This is a genomic window from Mesotoga sp. Brook.08.YT.4.2.5.2., assembly GCF_003351125.1.
In the GTDB taxonomy this organism is placed as follows: domain Bacteria; phylum Thermotogota; class Thermotogae; order Petrotogales; family Kosmotogaceae; genus Mesotoga.
Genome location: NZ_JPGZ01000031.1, coordinates 1 through 20024 on the forward strand (window position 1 = coordinate 1; position 20024 = coordinate 20024).

Sequence of the window (20024 nt, forward strand, 5' to 3'; positions counted from 1 at the left end):
GGAATGCATTGCTTGCATTAGAAGAGAAGTGGGGTGACAAATACCACTTGTCAATAAAAAGCTGGAAGGAAAACTGGGAATCTCTCTCAACCTTCTTTCAATATCCAGAGGAACTGAGAAGATTGGTTTATACAACTAATCCCATTGAATCAGTTAATAGACAACTGAGGAAGGTTACTAAGAACAAGGGAGTCTTTCCTACGGATACTTCTCTCTTAAAGATGGCTTATCTAGCAATAATAAATATAACAAAGAAATGGACAGTAAGAACCCTTGAATGGTCAAAGATCCTTACTCAACTTGTGATAAAGTATGAAAGATTAGCTAAGTACATAAGCTGATTCTTAAACCCATTACAAAAAAGGGGTTTACACAAAAAAAGAGACAGAACCTGCACGGGATCTGCTCTTCCTAACCAAGTCTCGATAACCCGCTTCTATCAACCCGATCTTTCTAACCCGCACTTAGTAACCCGTTCCTAGACTAGGCTCTTCCGGCCGGCGCAAGCCGGACTGGCCTGCGCAGCAGACTGGCCTTTGCGAAGAAAAGACTGGCCACCGAAGGTGACTGGCATTTATTTCCCTCCTGCGCAGCAGCATCACTTCCCCGGATGCTCCTCCGGGCATCACTTCCTGGGATGTACTTCCCAGCCTCACTTCCCGACGAAGTCGGCCTCGCCTCCTGCCGAAGGCAGCATTGTGTCTTCCAACTGCTGTCTCACATGCATTACGTCCATAAATCAATCTTGGTATAATCAAGAATCGCGATAATGTCTGGAATTCTTGCAGCTTCTGCAGGGGAGGTGAGTCTTTGAGATCGAAAGTGGGTAACGCAACCGTCTATGCTATTCTTGGAATTCTTTTGGGAACTCTTGCTCTTTTAGACTATCTCTTCCCGTTGAATCACATGCCCGTACCTGACGGACCTCATAAGGTCGGTTTTCGTTCTTTCGAAGTGACGAATCCCGAACCGATTGGAGTTGCTGGAATAAGCTACTCGGATTCAACGAAGATAGGTCTGGATATCTGGTATCCGGCAGATGAGATTTCCGGTTATGAAAGAAAGGGTTGGATAGACAATGATCCGATTATCTTTGAGGGGTTCGAGATAATGACCGGTTACCCGAAGGGACTGTTCGAGCATCTATACCGAGTACGAACTAATTCGTTCATAGGCGCGCCTCCATCCATGAACTCGTCTGGCTGGCCCATTATCATATTGCTTCTCGGTTGGTCGTCAATAAGTGAATTACATACCTCCCTGGCCGAGTCCCTGGCTAGCAGCGGATATCTTGTCGCAGGAATAGAGCACCCGGGCGCCTGTGCAGTAGTGACATTTTCGGACAATAACGTCTACTATTTTTTGGGAAACGACCTTCTTGACGGTTTGCCTGAAGGCACAAGAGAGAATAAGCTCAGGTTTCTGTCGGAGTATCTTTCTCGTGATATAGACTATGTAATTGAGTTTCTAAAAGAGATGAATGAAGATCCTTATTCAGATTTCTATGAAAGATTGAATATGGAGGACATCGGTCTCTACGGCCATTCCGGAGGCGGGAGCGTTGCCTTACGGTACGCGCTTTCAAACGAAGAAGTTCCGATGGTCCTGGCCGATCCTACCCTTGAAGGCTTCACCATTGAGGAATTGGTTTCAGGGCTTTCAAATCCAGTATTATTGATGACTTCAAGTGAATGGGAATCCGGTGTCAATGGCGAGTTTCTTTCAATGGTTTCGAAAGATTCTGCCAAATCGAACTACAACTTAAGCATAAGCGGCATGAGACATGTCGACTTTGCAATGGTCAGAAATCTCTCTCCACTAACTTACTTCTTCGGCGAGACAGGAAGGTTCATGAACAAGAGAGACGCGGTAAATTACCTGGACAGCGCGGTGAAGTTCTTCTTTGATAGTATCTTTTTCGGAAGAAGCATAGAGGCGCTTTTCAAGCTCTCGGATTCCGTGCCCGAATTCTCTTTGAGTGAGTATTAGTCTCTTCTATTGAAGTCATATTCTCTATTTATCAGTAGCTCGGCCATTTTGAAGTCGAGAGGAGTAGTTATCTTTGGGTTTGGAGCGATCGAGTCGACAGTAACCACTCTGCCGCCAAATCCTATGAAAAGTTGCGCATCATCAGTTGAGCAATGAATCCCTTCTTCGGCTGCTTTTCTGTGTGCCTGCAGGATTTCGCAGAACGTGAAGGTCTGTGGGGTCTCTGCCCGTCTGAGATTACTTCTATTAGGAACGTCGACCACCACTTCATCTTCCACCAGATAGACTGTATCTGTTGCTTTCTCAGTTACTACGACTCCCGTTCCGGGTGTAATAAGTCTAAGGATCTCCGGAATTTGCTCTTTCGAAAAGAAAGGTCTTGCTGCATCGTGGATCATGACTATCTCTGGTCTGATTGTTTCGCAGAACAAAAGCCCGTTTTGAACTGACTCTTGCCTTGTCTCTCCTCCAGAAACTACACTTACTGAGTTTATTCCTCTTTTCTCGAGAATCCTCCTTGCCTGACCTAGCCAGTCTTTGTGAACGATCAGCACAATGAAATCAACATAAGCAGATCCGTGAAATACTTCCACGGATCTGACGAATATCTCTTTTCCTGAAAGAGGCATAAACTGTTTTGGAAGAGAGGAATGCATTCTCAGTCCTAGACCGCCTGCTACTATTAGAGCCCCAGTTTTCATCTAAGTAAATGAACCACAAGTCCACTGCGCAGTTTTGGTTCGAACCAGGTTGATTTCGGAGGCATTATCCTTCCCTGATCGGCGACAGCCAAAAGCTCCTCCATCGAAGTGGGGAACATTGAGAACGCGACCGCCCAGCCATTCGCTATTCTGTTCTCAAGAGCCTTCAGTCCTCTTATTCCTCCTACGAAGTCGATTCTGGAATCCTCTCTTGGATTGTCAATTCCAAGAATGGGATCGAGAAGATTCTTCTGAAGAATGTCTACATCGAGGCTTGAAACAGGATCGCTTTCATCAAAAGTACCCTCTCGGGCCGTCAATCTGTACCACTTGCCTGTCAGACACATTCCAAATTCGTGTCTCTTAAGAGGCCTGTATGGAATATCGGGAGCTTCTTCAACATCGAAAGCCTTGCTTACCTTTTCGATGAAATGCGATTCGGTCATGCCGTTCAAATCCTGAACGACTCTATTGTAGTCCATTATCTTTAGATGAGAATGGGGAAACGCAACGGCCATGAAAAAGTTGTATTCTTCGTTCCCAGTATGTGCTGGATTTTCCTTCTTGAAAAGCTCTCTTACCCTGGAAGACGAAGCTGCTCTGTGATGACCATCGGCAATATACATGCACTCGACACTTGAAAACGCAGCTCTCAGTTCATCGACTTTCTCTCTTTCCTTTACTGCATAAAGTCTATGTTCAACATCATTTTCATCGATAACACGCATTGATAATGGCAGTTCCTTGGAGTATCTCTGAAGAATCGTCTCAAGCCCTTCATTTGCTCGGAACGTCAGGAAAACCATGCCCGTATTTGCACCGGTGGTTCTTATGTGTTTAACTCTGTCCTCTTCCTTGTCCTGCCTCGTTAGCTCATGTTTCTTTATGAGGTCTTTCTGATATTCATTTACACTGGCTCCTCCAACCACTCCGATCTGAACGTGGTCTTTCATCTTCTGCCAATAGATGTAGTACATCGGCTCATCTTCCTGCACGAGAATTCCATCCCGGATCATTCTATCAAGGTTATCCCTTGCCTTCAAATAGATCGTGTCGGCGTAATGATCGGTTTCCATTGGAAGGTCGATTTCTGCCCTAATCACATGCATGAAACTCTCGGGACTCCTCCCGATCTCTCTCGCTTCTTCAAATGAAACAACATCGTATGGTGGGCAGTTCACCTTTTGCGCCATTCCTTCTGCAGGTCTTACTGCTCTAAATGGTCTAAAATCAGACAAAGCCTATCCCTCCTTAACAAAGCGCGTGAAATAACCTTTCTGGAGATCAAACATCTCTTCTCCACCATTATCGTATCCTTCATGAGTGTACCCTAGAACATGTAGGACGCCGTGAATGAGAATGTAGTATAGTTCTTCCTCAAAAGAATTGTCGAACTCAGCAGCTTGCTCAGAGATTCTGTCAAGCGAGATTACTATATCACCAATAGTTTCCTCTTCCAAGCCATACTGGAAAGAAAGAACATCGGTTGATTCATCTTTGTTTCTGAATTCCCTGTTTATGCTTTTGATTTCCGAATCGCCCGTGAGCAGAATGTTCAGTACCCCCGGATTTTTATCACCAAGCTCTGCTCTTATTACTTTCTCCGCGATGTCAACTACTATGTTCTCTTCTACCTTCCTCTGTGTCTTGTTTTGTATCAGAATCTCCATTGATGGACACCACCTTTTCGGTAGCCTCTTTAGGGTATTCAATTCTTGGCCGATTCATACTCATTAGAACTCTAGTGAAAGCTTCAATGATCTTCTCAAGATCATCGAGATCTAATCCACTTTGATCAAGCTGCCTTTCATTGTAGATACCGTTGACGACCTCTTCAACAAGCTCTTGAGTCTTTGCGGGAGTAGGTTTCTTTATACTCTTGAACGCTGCTTCAACGGAATCCGCCAGCATAATTATCCCAGACTCCTTGAACTGCGGCTTCGGACCAGGATATCTGAAGTCATCGCTTCTCTCTTCCTGACCCATCGTCTTGGCTTTGTGAAAGAAGAATTTCTTTATTCTTGTTCCATGATGTTCTTTTATTACGTCCTCTACAAGAAGCGGAAGCCTATACTTTCTAGCCTGTTCGATTCCTTGCTTCACGTGTTCATTTATAACGAGATTTGACATTGATGGCGTGATATTGTCGTGAGGATTTGTCCCCTCTTGCTGGTTCTCAGTGAAGTACTGCGGACGTTTCGACTTTCCGATGTCGTGAAAATAGGCTGCTACTCTCGCCAGTATGGCGTTTGCTCCTATCCTCTCCGCGGCAGCTTCAGAGAGATTTGCAAGGGAGATGCTGTGATAGTAGGTCCCTGGCGCGTATATCGACAGATTCTTCAGCAAAGGATGGGATAAATTTCCGAGTTCCAGCAAACCCATATCCGAGTAAATCCTGCTTGCGTATTCGAGATAGGGTATTATTCCAATTACAATCACAGACGACAGAATGGGATTAGCAAAAGCTATTAACAGATCGACCACACGAATTGCCTCTCCTTGAAGTGACATTCTGATCCCATTTACCACCGTAAATATCAAGCTAACTTCGAAACCGGCTCTAGCGATCTCAATTCTTCTCTCTATAGCTCTTGTGGTAAGAGCTGTTGCAAGAACCACCACCGACAACAGTATGAATGTTTCAAGAGAGTTGTCGAGATTCGCAGATGCAAGGAAGGACATGAACAGACCGCTGCCAATCCCCTCCTGGTAACCAATCAGAACTGTCACAATTGAAACACTCAGAAAAATCGGTGTCATTTCCGGTAGAAGTGCTTCGTCTGCAAGAGAGGGTACAAAAGAATTCACAAAAACACCAAAAGAAACAACAGAAAAGAAAGTTATCCGATAAGCTCTATGAAGGTTGAAATACCTGTTATTTCTGACGGATCTCTCCGCGAATATGTACCATAAGATCGCCGAACCCACGAAGTAGAGAAATGGTTTTGAAGGAAGCGAAAGGAACGGCAATCTATTGAGCAGTGCTAGGAATATGGGAAAGACTACGAAATTTGTGAGATCTTTGACATTCAGAAGTCTCTCAAGAGGGAACTGAACCTTTGATATTTCACTATTCTTCGTCTTTTTCTTCTCGTTCATACTCATCGTATGCCTTTATAATATCCTTAACAAGAGGGTTTCTCACAACATCCTGATCGGTCAAATATGAGAAGCCGATCGTTTGGATATCTCCAAGCACTTTCTGAATGACCACTAAACCCGACCCTGAATCTCTAGGAAGGTCAATCTGAGTAATATCCCCAGTCACAACTACTCTCGAACCAAATCCAATTCTAGTAAGGAACATCTTCATTTGCTGGTAGGTTGTGTTTTGAGCCTCGTCAAGGATGATGAATGAGTTGTTCAAAGTCCTTCCTCTCATATAGGCAAGAGGGACGACTTCGATTATCGAACTCTCTCTGTAGTAGGCGAGTTTCTCAGCGGGTATCATTTCCATGAGTGCGTCATAGAGAGGTCTCAGATAAGGATCTACCTTATCGAGAAGAGTGCCCGGGAGATATCCCAATTTCTCTCCGGCTTCTACGGCGGGTCGAGTGAGGATTATCCTTTGTACCTTACCTGACTTCAGAAAGTCTACTGCCATAGCTACAGCAAGATAGGTTTTCCCGGTCCCAGCAGGACCAATGGAAAAGACGAGTTCTTTCTCCTTCATCGTCTCCATATAGTTCTTCTGCCCGATGGTTTTCGGTCTTATCCTGTTTGAAAGCAGTGTTGTTTCCTTTACTTCGTTGTAGACGCCCTTGAAGCTTCCCCCATCCTCGTCATACTGCAGGTGTTGATCTACTATATATTCAAACTCCCTCCACTCAACAAGGTGGCCATCTCTGCTTATCTGAACAAGTTCATCCACTATCTTTCCTGCAATATCTATTCCTGTTCCATCTTCACCTTTTATCCAAATCTCATCACCGATGATCGAAATTCTTACATCCAGCTTCTTCTGAATATACTTAGCTTTTCGATCATACTCTCCGAAAAGCTCGGCGACTTCAACCCCTGTTGGTAGACTGAGCTTTCGTATCGCCAAAAAAACACCTCCTACTCCAGAGATTATACATTAATATTTTCGCATAAGGAGAGTCCGATGATCGTGGTTTCACTCTTCTCCATCACTTCGTGTTGGATTATTGGCGGAGCTGTTAAGCTCAGCAAGGAGATCTCTGATCCTTCTTGTAGTCAAACCAAATTCCTTTGAGAGTTCGTTAATATCGTTTCCGAGGACTTCTGAACGTTGTTGGAGTAGTTCCTGAGAGGCGCTTTTATAGACTTCCTGGAGAAAGTCTTTGTAGGTTGTTCCGTTTACTATTCTAGCCACCATCGCCTCTTCGGCGAGAAGTTTGACATTTTTCGACATCGAAGAGTTTACGGAAGCTTGAACAACATCGTTGACCGCCAGATACTCTTCAACCATGTTGATCAACTCCCTGACGTTGCCTGGGTAGTTGTAGGTAAGAAACCTCTCCTTAAGCTCTTTAGGGATATTATCGAATTTTACAAGGTATCCCTTCTTCTCTAGAACGTCGTCAAAAATCAGCGGGATGTCCGTCTTTCTCTCTCTTAGCGGTGGGAGATCTATCTTCACTGCGGACAGTCTGTATCTTAGGTCATTTCTTAATGCAGAATCATCATATCTGTTCGTTGCCGTTATGAACCTAACATCTACCTTCATCGGTTTTGTCGCGCCTATTTTGAAGAACTCCCGGTTTTCTGTTATTGCAAGTATCTTGGCCTGCAGGTTCAGCGGCATGTCTCCGATCTCATCTAGAAATAACGTCCCGTAGTTCGCCTGTTCGATAAGACCAACTTTTTCGGAAGTTGCTCCGGTGAAGGCCCCCTTCTTGTACCCAAAGAGCTCGCTTTCCAGTAAGTTCTCCGGTATCGCCGCGCAGTTTATCGAATAGAAGGGCCTGGAACCTCTTGGAGAGAGCTTGGCTATTACTTCTGCAAGTAGATTCTTGCCAGATCCCGTCTCTCCGAGAATCATTATTGAGCCGTCATAAAACATAGTGAGGACCATCATCTTCTTCATCTGAAGAACTCTATTGCTTTTTCCGATTATCTTATCCAGGCTGCCGTCGATACTGGATACTATCTCCTGAACTATCTGCCTCGCACTCTTGTAGCTGCTGACAACGCGGTAGTAACCTTTGAACTCCTGCAGCTCTTCAGAATAACCCCTGATAATGAATGCCCGAATCGGGTTGTTGTTAATCAGAATTATGTTTGTGAATGCAAAGATCCAGTCGTTTAGAACATCTTTGCTGTATTTGCTTGCATCTATGAAAAGAATCGTCGGCATATCCTTTCCAAGACCGACCAGATAGTCGAAGTCGACATCAAACAGGCTTTCGAAATACATCTCGCACTGCATGGATTCAAGATTCTCTCCAACCATGATCTTTCTGTAGAGCAAAATCACACCCCCAAATTGTTAAGTGCCGCCTTAGTGATTATACAACGCATGCTTTTCCGTGATGGCATCAAAACACTCTTACTATTCGACTCATATAGGGAGATTTCTTTCAGCTGTAGAACTTGTATGCCGAAGATAAGCTATGCCAACCCGTAAGTTGTACTATATAATTAGTTAAAAGAGAAAAGGAGGCTTGATATGGATTACAAGAGCCGTTATCAGAGGTGGCTTAATAGCCCCGAAATCGATGGACCTACGCGAAATGAATTGCTCTCTATATCGAACAGTGACGACGAGATAAAGGACCGCTTCTATAAAGAGCTCGAGTTTGGTACAGCAGGTTTAAGGGGCAAGTTAGGCGCTGGCGACAACAGGATGAACAAGTACAACGTTGCCAGAGCAACGCAGGGATTGGCGAATCTGATTCTGACCGGAAGTCTTGAGCAAAGGGATAGAGGTGTTGTAATCGCCTACGATTCCAGACATATGTCAAGAGATTTCGCTGAAATTGCTGCATCGGTACTTACAGCAAATGGAATAAAAGTCTACCTCTTTAATGATATAAGGCCAACACCGCTGCTTTCCTTCTCCGTTCTTACACTCTCAACAGTAGCGGGAATTATGATTACCGCCAGCCACAATCCAAAAGAGTACAATGGGTACAAGCTATACTGGGAAGATGGGGCTCAAGTACTGCCCGAAGTGGCCGACAAAGTCTACACCCAGATGCGAAAAACAGAGCTGTTTGTTGGCCCGAAGACGATCCCTCTAGAAGAGGCAAGAAGGAATGGACTGCTGGTTGATGTGGGTAAGGAGCTCGATGATCTCTACATCTCCAAGGTCTTGTCACTTACCCTTCGAGATTCAGAGGAGGAGCTGGACAAATCAATTAGAATCGTCTTCACTCCTTTGAATGGTACCGGCAACGTCATGATACGTCGTGTATTGAGAGAACGGGGCTTTAAGAATGTTTTTGTGGTTCCTGAACAGGAGAATCCAGATCCAGACTTCTCTACAGTTGGTTATCCAAATCCTGAAGATGTTAGGGCCTTTGCACTTGCTAGAAAGCTCGGGCTTGAAAAGAAGGCCGATTTGCTTCTTGCAACTGATCCAGATGCTGATCGTCTCGCAGTAATGATCAAAAAGAATGAGGACTATGAACCACTTAACGGGAATCAGACGGGGGCACTCCTCGTTTGCTATCTTCTTCTATCAATGAAAGAGAAGGGAGTTCTACCTGAAGATGGCTTCATCGTTAAGTCTATAGTAACGGGAGATATGGCGAAAACGATTGCGCAAGAGTACGGGGTAAGAACTTTCGAAGCGTTGACTGGATTCAAGAATATCTGCGGAAAAGCCATTGAAATTGAAGAGGGTGGAAAGGGGAGATTCATATTCGGATACGAAGAAAGCATAGGTTATGTCACGGGAAGCTTTGTAAGAGATAAGGATGCCGTTTCTTCATCCATGCTTCTTTGTGAGATGGCAGCTTATTTCCTAAAGAGAGGAAAGTCATTGTTGAACGTACTCGATGAGCTATATGTCAAATACGGTGTCTTCTCGGAGAAGCAGATATCAATAATTCTTGAAGGCGTATCGGGACAAAAGAGGGTCGACAGAATTATGAAGGAGTATAGGATGGAGTACCCCGTTAAGATAGGCACTTCGAGAGTGGTGAATTACATAGACTTTCTGAGCGGCGTTAATACTGATCTTCGTACCGGAAAAGCGAGCGCAACGAAGATTCCAATCTCCGATGTCATTAAGTTCATCTTCGATGATGGTTCATGGTATGCGATAAGACCGTCGGGAACAGAGCCCAAACTGAAGGTTTACATCTATGCTAGAGCGAAAGATAAAGACGAGGCGTTAACTAAACTAGTAAGAATAGAGCAATTGGTACTTGAGAAGATAGAGTCCATACAATGATCTGATTCTTCTATCTGGACTGGAGGTAGTGGCTTGAAAGTATCTAAAAGCACAATAATGATCTTCCTCTCGATATGGGTCTTCTCATACATCCTTGCGGTGATCCTGACGGAAATCATTTCCTCGAACAGCAATGGATATCTGCTCTCTGCGATTTCGAGGAGCCTTCTGTGGCCAATTCTAATCATTGCACACTTTCTTTTCGTAAGGAAGTTCGAAGAAACTGCTTTTGACGGCTTCTGGCTTGTCTCTCTCTATGCCATGCTTGCCGGTTGGATTCTCTTCGCTGCAGTAAATGTGGGTAGCGCATTGCTGATTCTATCAATTCCGATCGTCTTCCTGTCCTTACAGCTCTTCAGGCTGAGCAAGATGAACTACGGCAACTTGTTGAAGCATATCAGATCAAGCTTCCTTGGAAGTCTCACTTTCTCATTAAGTCTTGTAATTCTTGTCTGTAGCCTTTCTTTCTTCTTTTCTTCAGAAGCTACCTCTGTCTTGCTTTTGTTCGCTCTGCTTATCCCATCGGTACTCCTCACCCATTTCAAGGCAGACGTCTTATCGGGAAGCGTCTTCGCATGGTTCTCTTTTGCAGTTGGAATGGCGAACAGGGGAGCCTCTGGTCACATAGCGGTCGCCGGCTTCTCTCTTGGACCAATTTTCATGCTTTTATCTATCTTCTCTTCTTTACTGGCAAGTGAAGATCCATCTAAAAAGGTTTTTGCAACGGTGAATCCAAGAAAGCCAGTAGATGAAGATGATCTCAGAATTCAACTGGGCGCCGACAGGACTAGATCGAAATAGTGCCCCTTATTAACGTGACTGCTTCTCCCAGGATTAAAATCCTGTTTTCCTCCAATAATCTGAGCTCGATTTCTCCCATTCTAGAAGAGAGTTGACAGGCCTTGAGAACTCTCTTTCCGAGTTGATTGGACCAGAAAGGACCTAGAACTGTGTGAGCAGATCCGGTTACCGGATCTTCGTTTATGCCTACCCATGGAGCGAAATATCTAGAGTAGAAATCATATCTTTGGTCGCCGGGAGATGTAACGATCAAACCCTTGACTTCAATACCAAAGTCCATCTTCTCAAGAAGATTGAAGTCCGGCAAAATCGCTTCGAGCTCAGAGATTGATGGTATGAAGTAGAGAAGTTTTTCCGTTGCGGGTGAATAGTAGCCTTTCCCTTTCACTCCGATGATACTCTCCAATGCATCATCGATTGGTACCCTAACTGGATTATCTGAAGGGAAATCCATCTCTATCTTTCCATCGACATACCGAACCTTCAGTCTGCCGCTTAGAGTCTCATAGAAGATTTCTCCTTCTATTCCCAGCTCGGTGAACTGTACCCAGGCAGTAGCAAGAGTGGCGTGCCCGCACATTTTCACTTCAGTCTTAGGAGTGAACCACCTCAACCCAAAAGTATTACTCTTCGTCAAAGGATTCACAAAAGCAGTCTCGGAAAGATTCATCTCAGCCGCAATGTTAAGATACTGCCTCTCTTCAATTTCCTTTTCAAGTACACAGACCCCTGCAGGATTTCCACCGAAAGGCACTCCCGTAAATGAATCTACCTGAAAGATCTTCAACAATCTCCCCTCCTTCTGCCACAATTATACGTAGTTGATTCACTCCTGTAAAATCCACTTAGGTCATTGGGAACGATCCACCTGGATTCTTTTCAGATCGTTCACTATGCAGCGGTAGCCGTTTAATGATACAATCTTATTGAGACAAATTCTCAATAATGGTGATTTCGATGGTTGTTCCACTGTCAAGAATGTGCGAAGGTGAAAAGGGCAAAATCAGAAAACTAGAGCTTCCCCCGATAACGAGGGAGCGGTTATGTGGTCTCGGTTTTGTTAGCGGCGAGGAGATACAGCTGATCAAAGTCGCTCCTTTTGGTGATCCAAAAGTCTACAGAATAAAGGGCACAGATATTACTCTTAGAGATGATATATCCATGTGGATACTTGTAGAGACATCTTCAATTTCTCTTTCATACGCTTCCAAAGGAGATTACTTGGTAAGTCTCATAAACGGTGGGATGGGATTTAGAGAAAGGCTGCGATTGCTGGGGATCGAAGAAGGCAAAGGACTTACAGTAATCGATAATCTTGGAAGGCGGATTGAAATCAGCGTAAAAGGCAATTATGCAACGCTTTCGAGAGGTCAGGCGATGCGAATCATAGTCAGGGAGAGATAAACTTATCCGTGAAAAATCAGCCAGATAGAATCGATTCAAAGGAAATTACCGTAGCGCTTCTAGGAAACCCAAACGTTGGAAAGACAAGCATATTTAACAGTCTAACCGGCTCGAGACAGGTTGTTGCGAACTGGCCCGGTGTTACTGTTGAAAAGAGAGCCGGAGTGATGAGGCATCACAATCACACCATAGATGTTGTTGATCTGCCAGGCACTTACACTCTGGGTGCCACCAGTCTTGATGAAAAAATAGCCAGGGATTTCCTTGTGAATGAGAAGCCTGGTGTCGCAATAGTCATAGGTGATGCCGTCAACCTGGAAAGAAGTCTCTATCTTCTTCTTCAAGTTCTTGAGCTTCGCGGAGATGTAGTTCTTGTAGTAAACGCAGTCGATGAAGCGAGGAAAGCAGGCTTTGAGATCGACAAGAACGAGCTTTCGAAGCAGCTTGGCATTCCGGTTGTCGTTACCTCGGCGGTCACAGGCGAAGGTATCGAAGAGCTGAAGAATACTCTTGTGAAGAGCACCAAGAGCAGCAGCCATGTCCACTATCTTTTCTCCGATGAAGTGGAAGCTCACCTTAGGGATCTATCAGAGAGAATAAAGGGAAACCCTTCTCTGGCCGGGTTTGACGAACGTTGGCTTTCGATAAAGCTTCTGGAAAAGGACTATGAAGTTCAAAAAATAACGGGAATAACTCTGGACTACGACTTCTCTGTGGAAATCGCTGAAACTCGCTATAAATATATAAAAAGGATCCTTTCCACATCAGTTAAGGGTAAAGAAAAGATAGGGTGGAATTTTTCCGAAGCAATAGATCACGTTATGACTCATAGATTTCTTGGGATTTTGATATTCCTTGCGGTTATGTACATCGTCTTCCAGCTGACCTTCACTATCTCAGGACCCTTATCGATCGTGATTGAAGAACTGCTCGGAGGCCTCGGCCGCGCATTTGGCGGCTTCATCGGCGTAGATTGGCTTCGCTCTCTCGTTGTTGAGGGAATAATAGGAGGCGTTGGAGCCGTTTTGGTTTTCGTGCCTAACATTTTCATACTTTTCCTAGCGCTTGGAATTCTTGAAGAAACCGGCTACTTGCCTAGAGCTGCCTTTGTCATTGATAGACTAATGTATTCAATGAAACTCAGCGGGCGCTCCTTCATGTCTATGCTCCTTGGATTTGGATGCAATGTTTCATCTATTATGTCGACAAGATCGATCTCTGAACCAAAAGAGCGAATAGTAACCATTCTTGTCTCGCCGTTTATCTCTTGTAGCGCGAAGCTTCCAGTCTATGTTTTGATTGCAGGCACCTTCTTCGGCGCAAGAGCCGGTGTAGTGATTTTCTTTTTGTACGTTTTAAGTATTGTTATAACGGTCCTTTCCGCGCTGCTGATCAACAAGCTCTTCTTCAAGGGCGAGCCCTCCACGTTGATAATGGAGCTTCCACGTTATAGAAAACCGAGGCTAAGTTCATTAATTCTCTATACCTGGAACAAGGGGCGTCACTTTCTCGAAAAGGCTGGTACGATAATACTTGGCGCCTCTGTTGTAATATGGTTTCTCAGTTACTTTCCCTCAGAAGGGACAGGGAGTTTCGCAGCCATGATTGGGAAATCACTTGAACCGCTCTTCATACCCCTGGGTTACACGTGGGAAATGATAACCAGTTTGGTTTTCGGAATAGCCGCGAAAGAAGTCATCGTTTCATCGCTCACAACGTTCTTTGGAAATCTTAGCGTCTCAGGAAGCTCTCTTGGTGCTATAAGAACGTTGATTACCCCTGAAATAGCTTTGAGTTTCCTAGTTTTTGTACTTCTGTATGTTCCGTGCATGCCAACACTTGCTGTGATAAAGAATGAAACCGGAAGCTACAAGTATGTATTCTTCTCCGTCTTCTACAGTCTTACAGTTGCCTATACTGTTGCACTAATCGTAAGAGTAGTTGGGGGATTCCTATGAGAGGCAGGTCGATAACATTCTGGCTTATGTTCGGTGGAGTACTCTTTGCAGCTCTCGCGATAAACTCATTTTTCGGATTGCTTCTGACTGATCGCGATCCGTTTCTTGCCATCATCATTGGAATAAACTCCGCTATCTACTTTTTCGGAATCGCTGAGAAGAAAAGCAATGTAAGAAAACGGTATTCGCATCTGTTGGTTGGAAGCTTCTTCTCCTATGTGCTCTCAATATACCAGGTTCTTGTGGTGTTTAGTGTCTGGCTCGAGGGATTACTGATCTCAAGTTGCCTATTGACTATTGAGGTATTGAACCTCCCTCTCATTGTATCAGGCTTTGCAATATCCTTTCTTTTTGACTTCGCAAAGAAACAAATCGAGACAAACAGTTTCTAAGAATTCCATTTGTGGAAACTCTCAAACACTATTTGAGCTTAATGTGGTAATATGATTTGTGTTGTGGAGGTGATTGCATGGCACTCGTTTACGTGGTCGATGACGAGCTGAATGTCAGGCGAATTGTCAAGAAGACCATGGAGAACGAAGACAATGAAGTCCATACTTTCGTGACTGCCGAGGAAGCCCTGGAAGAGATTGAGAAACGAAAGCCAGACCTCCTATTCACAGATCTTAGCTTGCCTTCTATGGATGGAATTCAATTCCTCCAGGAACTTAAGAATAGAGCATATTCAATTCCCGTAATAGTAGTCTCGTCAGACATATCTCCCGAATCAATGAGAAAAGCATTTAAAGCGGGAATAGTGGATTTTCTAACCAAACCGTTCACACCTCAGGAAATCAGAGATGCGTTTGAACTTGCCTTGAGAGAAGAAGACAGTATCTATAAGCGCGCGAGGGAAATCAGAAGATTGATCGAAGATGGCCAAACCGCCAAGGCCGAATCACTGATGAGTGCCCTATTCTCCGACTTCCCTGGGTCACCATTCCCCCACTTTCTTTATGCACTGCTGGTGGCCAAAGATAATCCAAAACTTGCTGCAAAACATCTTAAAGCCTCACTTTCTCTTGATGAGGCTTTCAAAGAAGCTTCTGAAGAACTGAAGAAGCTGGAGGAGTAAGAGATGCCTTTCATGAAGGGTGCAATCAAGAAGGATGAGTATTACATCGTTATCTTCGGTTGCGGTAGACTTGGATCGAGAATGGCTAACTGGCTCTCTTCAATGGGTTGCAGTGTGGTTGTCGTCGATAGAAACGAGTCTTCTTTCAATGCGCTCTCGTACGAATTCACAGGATTCAACATAATGGGCGACGCAACAGAACTCGATGTACTGAAGGAAGCCAAACTTGATAAGGCCGACGTTGCCCTCGTTCTCACTACGGATGATAATACTAACTTGATGATCTCAATGTCTGCCAAAGAGTACTTCGAAGTTCCAAGAGTCGTGGCAAGAGCTTATGATCCGAATAACATCCAGATGTTCTCCGATTTTGGGATAGAAGTTATTTGTCCAACACTGTTAGCAGTTGAAAGCATCAAGAACGCGTTGTACTTCATCGGCGGTGACGACAAATGAAGATCGTGCTTATCGGGGGCGAGAAGATCGCTTATCACCTGGCAAGGAGATTTCTGAGTAAGGGTCATAACGTGATGATGGTTAATAAGAACGATCGGTTTTGTGACGAAATGGCCAAGAAACTTCGTGCGGTGGTCGTAAGAGGCGATGGCAGCAAAAGATACATTCTTGAGCAACTAGAGCTTGATCGATCGGACCTCTTTGTTGCTTTGACTCCTAATGATCAGGACAATCTCGTTGCGTGCCTAACGGCCTCCAGAGTCTATGGTATCGAGCGCCCGGTAGCTATGGTGAATGATCCAGACAACAAAGCAGTCTTCGAAAAGATGGGAATAAAAAGTGTTGTAAGCCCAACGGAAATACTGGGCGTTGCTCTTGAAGATAGCCTCTTCAGAGAGCATATTACGAACCTCCTTCCTTCTTCGGAGAAAGTCTCGATTCTAAGGATAGAGATGACGGACAAGTCCCCAATAATCGGAGAAGCTATCAAGGATATCCCTCTTCCGGACGAAAGCGTCATAGGTGCGATTGTCAGGGATGACGAAGTGGTCATTCCAAGAGGTAATACAATCATTGAAAGGGGCGATGTTCTTCTAGTTCTGAGCAGTCCAACCGTTCAATCTTCAGTCTTTGAAACTCTCCTGGGAGAGGTGTAGATGTTTCAAAACATTCTGAAGCAAAGATATAGGCTTGTTTTCGGATACTTGGGGAATCTCTTCATCTTCTTCCCGATACTATTGCTGATTCCCTTGTCATATTGCATTTGGAATCCCTCCACATTTGCCGAGAGTCTTTCCTTCATCGTAACTGCGTTTCTGAGTTTTGTCATGGGACTTGTTCTTAAAATGACAATGCGAGTTAAACCTGGCTCCGCAATCACAGTTCAAGAGGGCGCGATAGTAGTCCTCTTCTCCTGGATAATCGCAATTCTACTGTCTGCCCTTCCTTTTGTTATCGGGGGTTATCTAGACTTCACACAGGCAGTTTTTGAGTCGACAAGTGGTTGGACAACGACTGGTCTAACCCTTGTGGACGTTGAAAAAATCCCCGGAACGTTTCTGCTTTGGAGAAGCTTGATGCAGTACTTCGGTGGAGCTGGCATTGCAATCATAATGATGTCCGCGATTCTCGGACCTTCGGGGCTCGGTCTTTATAAGGCCGAAGGACGAATGGATAATCTCGTTCCGAATATAAAGAGCTCCACGCGAACTATAGCAGTGATTTACGGTTCATATGCACTGGCAGGAATCGCGATGTACGTGCTAGCTGGAATGAATGTCTTCGATGCTGTAAATCATTCTTTGACGGCTCTGGCAACTGGCGGATTTTCGACTAGAACCGGATCAATAGGGGAATTCAACAGCATCTTCATAGAAATAGTCACTATAGTGTTGATGATACTGGGTGCCACCGGATTCGGAATACATTATGCATTGTGGAAGAGGAATTTCAGAGCCTTCTGGAAAAACGGTGAACCGAAACTGATGTTCGTAATTCTTGCTGTTTTCACACCTCTTCTTATGACCGGTACTCTTACGGTGGTTTACTCATCGGGCGCAGAAAGATTTCGGCACGGCCTGTTTCAAACTGTTTCTGCTCTAACAGGTACCGGTTTCTCTACCGTGGACTTTGTCCCTTGGAATCAGTTCGGTATCTATTTGATAGTTTTGTTGATGATTTTCGGTGGAGACCTTGATTCAACCTCGGGAGGCCTCAAGCAATACCGTTTGTTTGCTCTGATCATGATTCTCTGGCTCGAAATCAGACGCTATTTCCTTCCAAAGGATGCGCTTCTCAAACAGGAGATATGGAAAGGTGAAACAAAAAGGTATATCGACGATTCACTGGTCAAAGAGATTCTGTTGGTCTTTTCATTGTACTTCTTCACTTATGCAGTCGGAACAGGAATATTGATGTCATATGGAAACTCGATGGCTCTTTCTGTCTTTGAGTTTGCTTCGGCATTGAGCACTGTTGGCCTTTCGGTAGGTATAACGTCCCCCGGAGCACCGGCCGGACTCCTATGGACCGAGACGATAGGAATGTTTCTCGGAAGGCTTGAATTCGTTGTCGTAATATATGCTATAACTAAACTACTTAGAGATGGAAAGATCATATTCAGAAGACGGAGGAATGCTTAAAGTCATGATTACAAGAATAAAGGGAACTCAGGACATATCTTATGAAGACATTGGATACTGGCATTATGTTGAAGAGGCCATAAGGAATATATCTCATAAGTACGCCTTCACTGAAATCAGAACGCCAATCTTTGAAGCGACTGAACTCTTTCAGAGGAGCGTGGGTGAATCTACCGACGTTGTCCAGAAGGAGATGTACACATTTGAAGACAAAGGCGGCAGGTCGATCACTTTGAGACCCGAAGGAACGGCAAGCGTGGCCAGAGCATTCATCGAAAACTCTTTTGTGAACCTCGGGTCGCCTATTAAGCTCTTCTACAACGGGCCGATGTTTCGCTACGAAAAGCCACAAGCCGGTAGACTAAGGCAGTTTCATCAGTTCGGCGCGGAAATACTTGGCTCTGAAAGTCCCTTGGCAGACTTCGAGATAATTGAGATGGCTTACAGCTTCCTCAAAGAATTGAGATTGAACAAAGCGAAGTTATTCATAAACTCTATCGGCTGTCCTAAGTGCAGAGAGGATTATAAGACGGCTCTCAAAAAATACTACAGTGACAAGCTTCCGGAAATGTGTTCTGACTGTCAGCGTAGGTACGAAACGAATGTCCTAAGACTTCTTGACTGTAAGGTTGATAGAGAAAGGGTTGCAGGAGCCCCCAGTATTCTTGATTACCTCGACGTTGACTGTAGAAGTCACTTTGAAGAGCTTCAATGGTACCTCGATAAAGCAGGTATTCAGTATGAGGTTGATCAATTCATGGTCCGCGGACTAGATTATTACAGTAGAACTGCCTTCGAAGTAAGGTCCTCTTCTTTAGGTAGCCAGGATCAGTTAGTCGGTGGGGGTAGATACGACGGTCTTATTGAGTACATTGGAGGAAAGAGCTGCCCCGCAGTTGGTTTTGCGATAGGTCTTGAGAGAATTGTAATGCTTCTCAAATCGGAAAACTCGAAAGCCGGTATCCCAAGAGGCTCAGAAGTTGCAGTTCTTACCTTTGGAAGAGAAGAGAGTGTTAAAGGATTCGATTATGCCAGAAGGCTCCGGAAAGCTGGGGTCTCAACTTACGTTGACGTGATGGAAAGAAACATGCGAAACAAAATGAAACATGCTGCAAGAATCGGAGCGAAGATCTCTCTGATTATCGGAAAGGAAGAAATCGAAAGAGATATAGTGACCGTCAGGGTAATGAGTGACGGGTCGCAGTTTCAGGTAGATAGCGACTATATGGTTGACTACGTGGTCGATAAGCTAAGAGATATTACGTAAAACTGCCAATTTAAGTTGTCTGCGAAAGAAAATTGATAATAATCACCTTTAGTCAACTGTAATCACTTGAATTATCTTCCTGGAGTATGTTATCATCTACTCGTGGAGAAACTCATGCCCAGGAGGTTTTCAACATGATTAACGAAGAAATTCAATCATTTTTAAGTACCGACCCGACGATTCAGGATCTCCGACGTTTCGCGAAAATGATGGGGATTAACCTTAAGAGAACTATGGGAAAAAAGGATATCTCTCGTGCTCTGAAGAAGCATGCTCAGGAGAGCAAACATGTTTCGAGCGATGCAGCGACAAAGACTCCCTCAGAGATCCTCCGCCCTTCCAAGCCAGTAAATGCAGAGATCCCATCATCGTACTTTCATGATTTTGTTACTATCCATCCAGTGAATCCTTACTGGGTGTATGTGGTGTGGGATCTTTCTGAACGAACTGCTCGAGATCTTTCGACCTCTCAATTCAGGCTTCTTGTAAGAGTCAGTGATATTACTAACATCATCTACGATGGAAAGAATGCTCACAGATTTAAGGAGTCTGACATCTCTATCGATGCGGGCAACTGGTATTTCCAGGTTGATTTTCCCGATGCAGACTACATTGCCGAGATCGGTTACTACATTGACGGTCATTTCAAGAGCGTTCTTAAATCTGGAATTACGCGGACACCGAGGAACTCGCCGAAGTTTACCGATAATGAAATCTGGGTAGATCTGAGAAAAGGCTCTAGGAAAGAGTTGAAAGTCTCTCACGAGAGTTCTAGACGTGCGAGAATCACGAAATCTTCGGGACCAACAGGCAATCCTTCTTCTGAAGAGTTCATCAAAACTATCTCGAAGAGCAGAAGCGGGAGATGA

The 20024-nt window shown here is 44.5% G+C and carries 20 protein-coding genes; 13 read left to right on the forward strand and 7 right to left on the reverse strand.

Features of this window, described 5'->3' with window-relative positions; translation table 11 throughout:
• Together Q502_RS07835 and Q502_RS07840 are read left to right on the forward strand one after the other, a co-directional pair.
• A partial coding sequence (locus tag Q502_RS07835) for a transposase (protein WP_181815880.1) occupies nucleotides 1–341 on the forward strand: 341 nt, incomplete at its 5' end.
• Nucleotides 342–810: 469 nt separating this feature from the next.
• A complete protein-coding gene (locus Q502_RS07840) occupies nucleotides 811–1989 on the forward strand; it encodes a hypothetical protein (RefSeq protein WP_108702520.1) in 1179 nt (392 codons plus the stop codon).
• Here Q502_RS07840 and Q502_RS07845 read toward each other — a convergent pair.
• From Q502_RS07845 to Q502_RS07870, 6 genes are all read right to left on the reverse strand, one after another.
• Complete coding sequence (locus Q502_RS07845) at nucleotides 1986–2690, reverse strand: IspD/TarI family cytidylyltransferase (RefSeq protein WP_099829142.1); 705 nt, start codon at nucleotides 2688–2690, stop codon at nucleotides 1986–1988. The genes Q502_RS07840 and Q502_RS07845 overlap by 4 nt on opposite strands.
• Nucleotides 2687–3928, reverse strand: a complete 1242-nt coding sequence (locus Q502_RS07850) for a DUF1015 domain-containing protein (RefSeq protein ID WP_099829143.1) — start codon at nucleotides 3926–3928, stop codon at nucleotides 2687–2689. Before Q502_RS07850 ends, Q502_RS07845 begins: the two co-directional genes overlap by 4 nt.
• A gap of 3 nt (nucleotides 3929–3931) precedes the next feature.
• Nucleotides 3932–4360: an rRNA maturation RNase YbeY gene (ybeY, locus tag Q502_RS07855; RefSeq protein WP_099829144.1), complete on the reverse strand. Its 429-nt coding sequence runs from the start codon at nucleotides 4358–4360 to the stop codon at nucleotides 3932–3934.
• Nucleotides 4302–5795 carry an HDIG domain-containing metalloprotein gene (locus Q502_RS07860; RefSeq protein ID WP_099829145.1) on the reverse strand — a complete coding sequence of 498 codons (1494 nt, stop codon included), beginning with the start codon at nucleotides 5793–5795 and terminating at the stop codon, nucleotides 4302–4304. The genes ybeY and Q502_RS07860 overlap by 59 nt, the downstream gene beginning before the upstream one ends.
• Nucleotides 5761–6738 (reverse strand): PhoH family protein, encoded by a 978-nt coding sequence (locus Q502_RS07865; protein ID WP_099829146.1) that lies wholly within the window; start codon nucleotides 6736–6738, stop codon nucleotides 5761–5763. The genes Q502_RS07860 and Q502_RS07865 overlap by 35 nt, the downstream gene beginning before the upstream one ends.
• A 69-nt stretch (nucleotides 6739–6807) precedes the next feature.
• Nucleotides 6808–8124 (reverse strand): sigma 54-interacting transcriptional regulator, encoded by a 1317-nt coding sequence (locus tag Q502_RS07870; RefSeq protein ID WP_099829147.1) that lies wholly within the window; start codon nucleotides 8122–8124, stop codon nucleotides 6808–6810.
• 198 nt (nucleotides 8125–8322) lie between these two features.
• Between Q502_RS07870 and Q502_RS07875 the strand changes: the two genes are divergently transcribed.
• Together Q502_RS07875 and Q502_RS07880 are read left to right on the forward strand one after the other, a co-directional pair.
• The gene (locus Q502_RS07875) at nucleotides 8323–10053 is read left to right on the forward strand and encodes a phospho-sugar mutase (protein WP_099829148.1); all 1731 of its coding nucleotides are present in this window, start codon (nucleotides 8323–8325) and stop codon (nucleotides 10051–10053) included.
• A gap of 33 nt (nucleotides 10054–10086) precedes the next feature.
• The gene (locus Q502_RS07880; RefSeq protein ID WP_243392243.1) at nucleotides 10087–10854 is read left to right on the forward strand and encodes a hypothetical protein; all 768 of its coding nucleotides are present in this window, start codon (nucleotides 10087–10089) and stop codon (nucleotides 10852–10854) included.
• Here Q502_RS07880 and Q502_RS07885 read toward each other — a convergent pair.
• Nucleotides 10841–11641, reverse strand: coding sequence for a PhzF family phenazine biosynthesis protein (locus Q502_RS07885; protein ID WP_243392244.1), 801 nt, complete (start codon nucleotides 11639–11641; stop codon nucleotides 10841–10843). The two genes, Q502_RS07880 and Q502_RS07885, sit on opposite strands and share 14 nt — an antisense overlap.
• Before the next feature lie 170 nt (nucleotides 11642–11811).
• On the opposite strand from Q502_RS07885, the gene Q502_RS07890 reads away from it, so the two are divergent.
• From Q502_RS07890 to Q502_RS07930, 9 genes are all read left to right on the forward strand, one after another.
• Nucleotides 11812–12258 (forward strand): ferrous iron transport protein A, encoded by a 447-nt coding sequence (locus Q502_RS07890; RefSeq protein WP_099829150.1) that lies wholly within the window; start codon nucleotides 11812–11814, stop codon nucleotides 12256–12258.
• An 8-nt stretch (nucleotides 12259–12266) separates the two neighbouring features.
• Nucleotides 12267–14216 carry a ferrous iron transport protein B gene (feoB, locus tag Q502_RS07895; protein WP_099829151.1) on the forward strand — a complete coding sequence of 650 codons (1950 nt, stop codon included), beginning with the start codon at nucleotides 12267–12269 and terminating at the stop codon, nucleotides 14214–14216.
• Complete coding sequence (locus tag Q502_RS07900; protein ID WP_099829152.1) at nucleotides 14213–14608, forward strand: hypothetical protein; 396 nt, start codon at nucleotides 14213–14215, stop codon at nucleotides 14606–14608. The genes feoB and Q502_RS07900 overlap by 4 nt, the downstream gene beginning before the upstream one ends.
• Before the next feature lie 77 nt (nucleotides 14609–14685).
• Nucleotides 14686–15291: a response regulator gene (locus tag Q502_RS07905; protein ID WP_099829153.1), complete on the forward strand. Its 606-nt coding sequence runs from the start codon at nucleotides 14686–14688 to the stop codon at nucleotides 15289–15291.
• 3 nt (nucleotides 15292–15294) lie between these two features.
• Nucleotides 15295–15747 carry a TrkA family potassium uptake protein gene (locus tag Q502_RS07910; RefSeq protein WP_099829154.1) on the forward strand — a complete coding sequence of 151 codons (453 nt, stop codon included), beginning with the start codon at nucleotides 15295–15297 and terminating at the stop codon, nucleotides 15745–15747.
• Complete coding sequence (locus Q502_RS07915; RefSeq protein ID WP_099829155.1) at nucleotides 15744–16403, forward strand: TrkA family potassium uptake protein; 660 nt, start codon at nucleotides 15744–15746, stop codon at nucleotides 16401–16403. The genes Q502_RS07910 and Q502_RS07915 overlap by 4 nt, the downstream gene beginning before the upstream one ends.
• The gene (locus Q502_RS07920; protein WP_099829156.1) at nucleotides 16404–17888 is read left to right on the forward strand and encodes a TrkH family potassium uptake protein; all 1485 of its coding nucleotides are present in this window, start codon (nucleotides 16404–16406) and stop codon (nucleotides 17886–17888) included. It abuts the gene before it with no gap.
• A complete protein-coding gene (gene hisS / locus Q502_RS07925) occupies nucleotides 17881–19155 on the forward strand; it encodes a histidine--tRNA ligase (protein ID WP_243392245.1) in 1275 nt (424 codons plus the stop codon). Before Q502_RS07920 ends, hisS begins: the two co-directional genes overlap by 8 nt.
• A gap of 134 nt (nucleotides 19156–19289) precedes the next feature.
• Nucleotides 19290–20024 (forward strand): DUF4912 domain-containing protein, encoded by a 735-nt coding sequence (locus tag Q502_RS07930; protein WP_099829157.1) that lies wholly within the window; start codon nucleotides 19290–19292, stop codon nucleotides 20022–20024.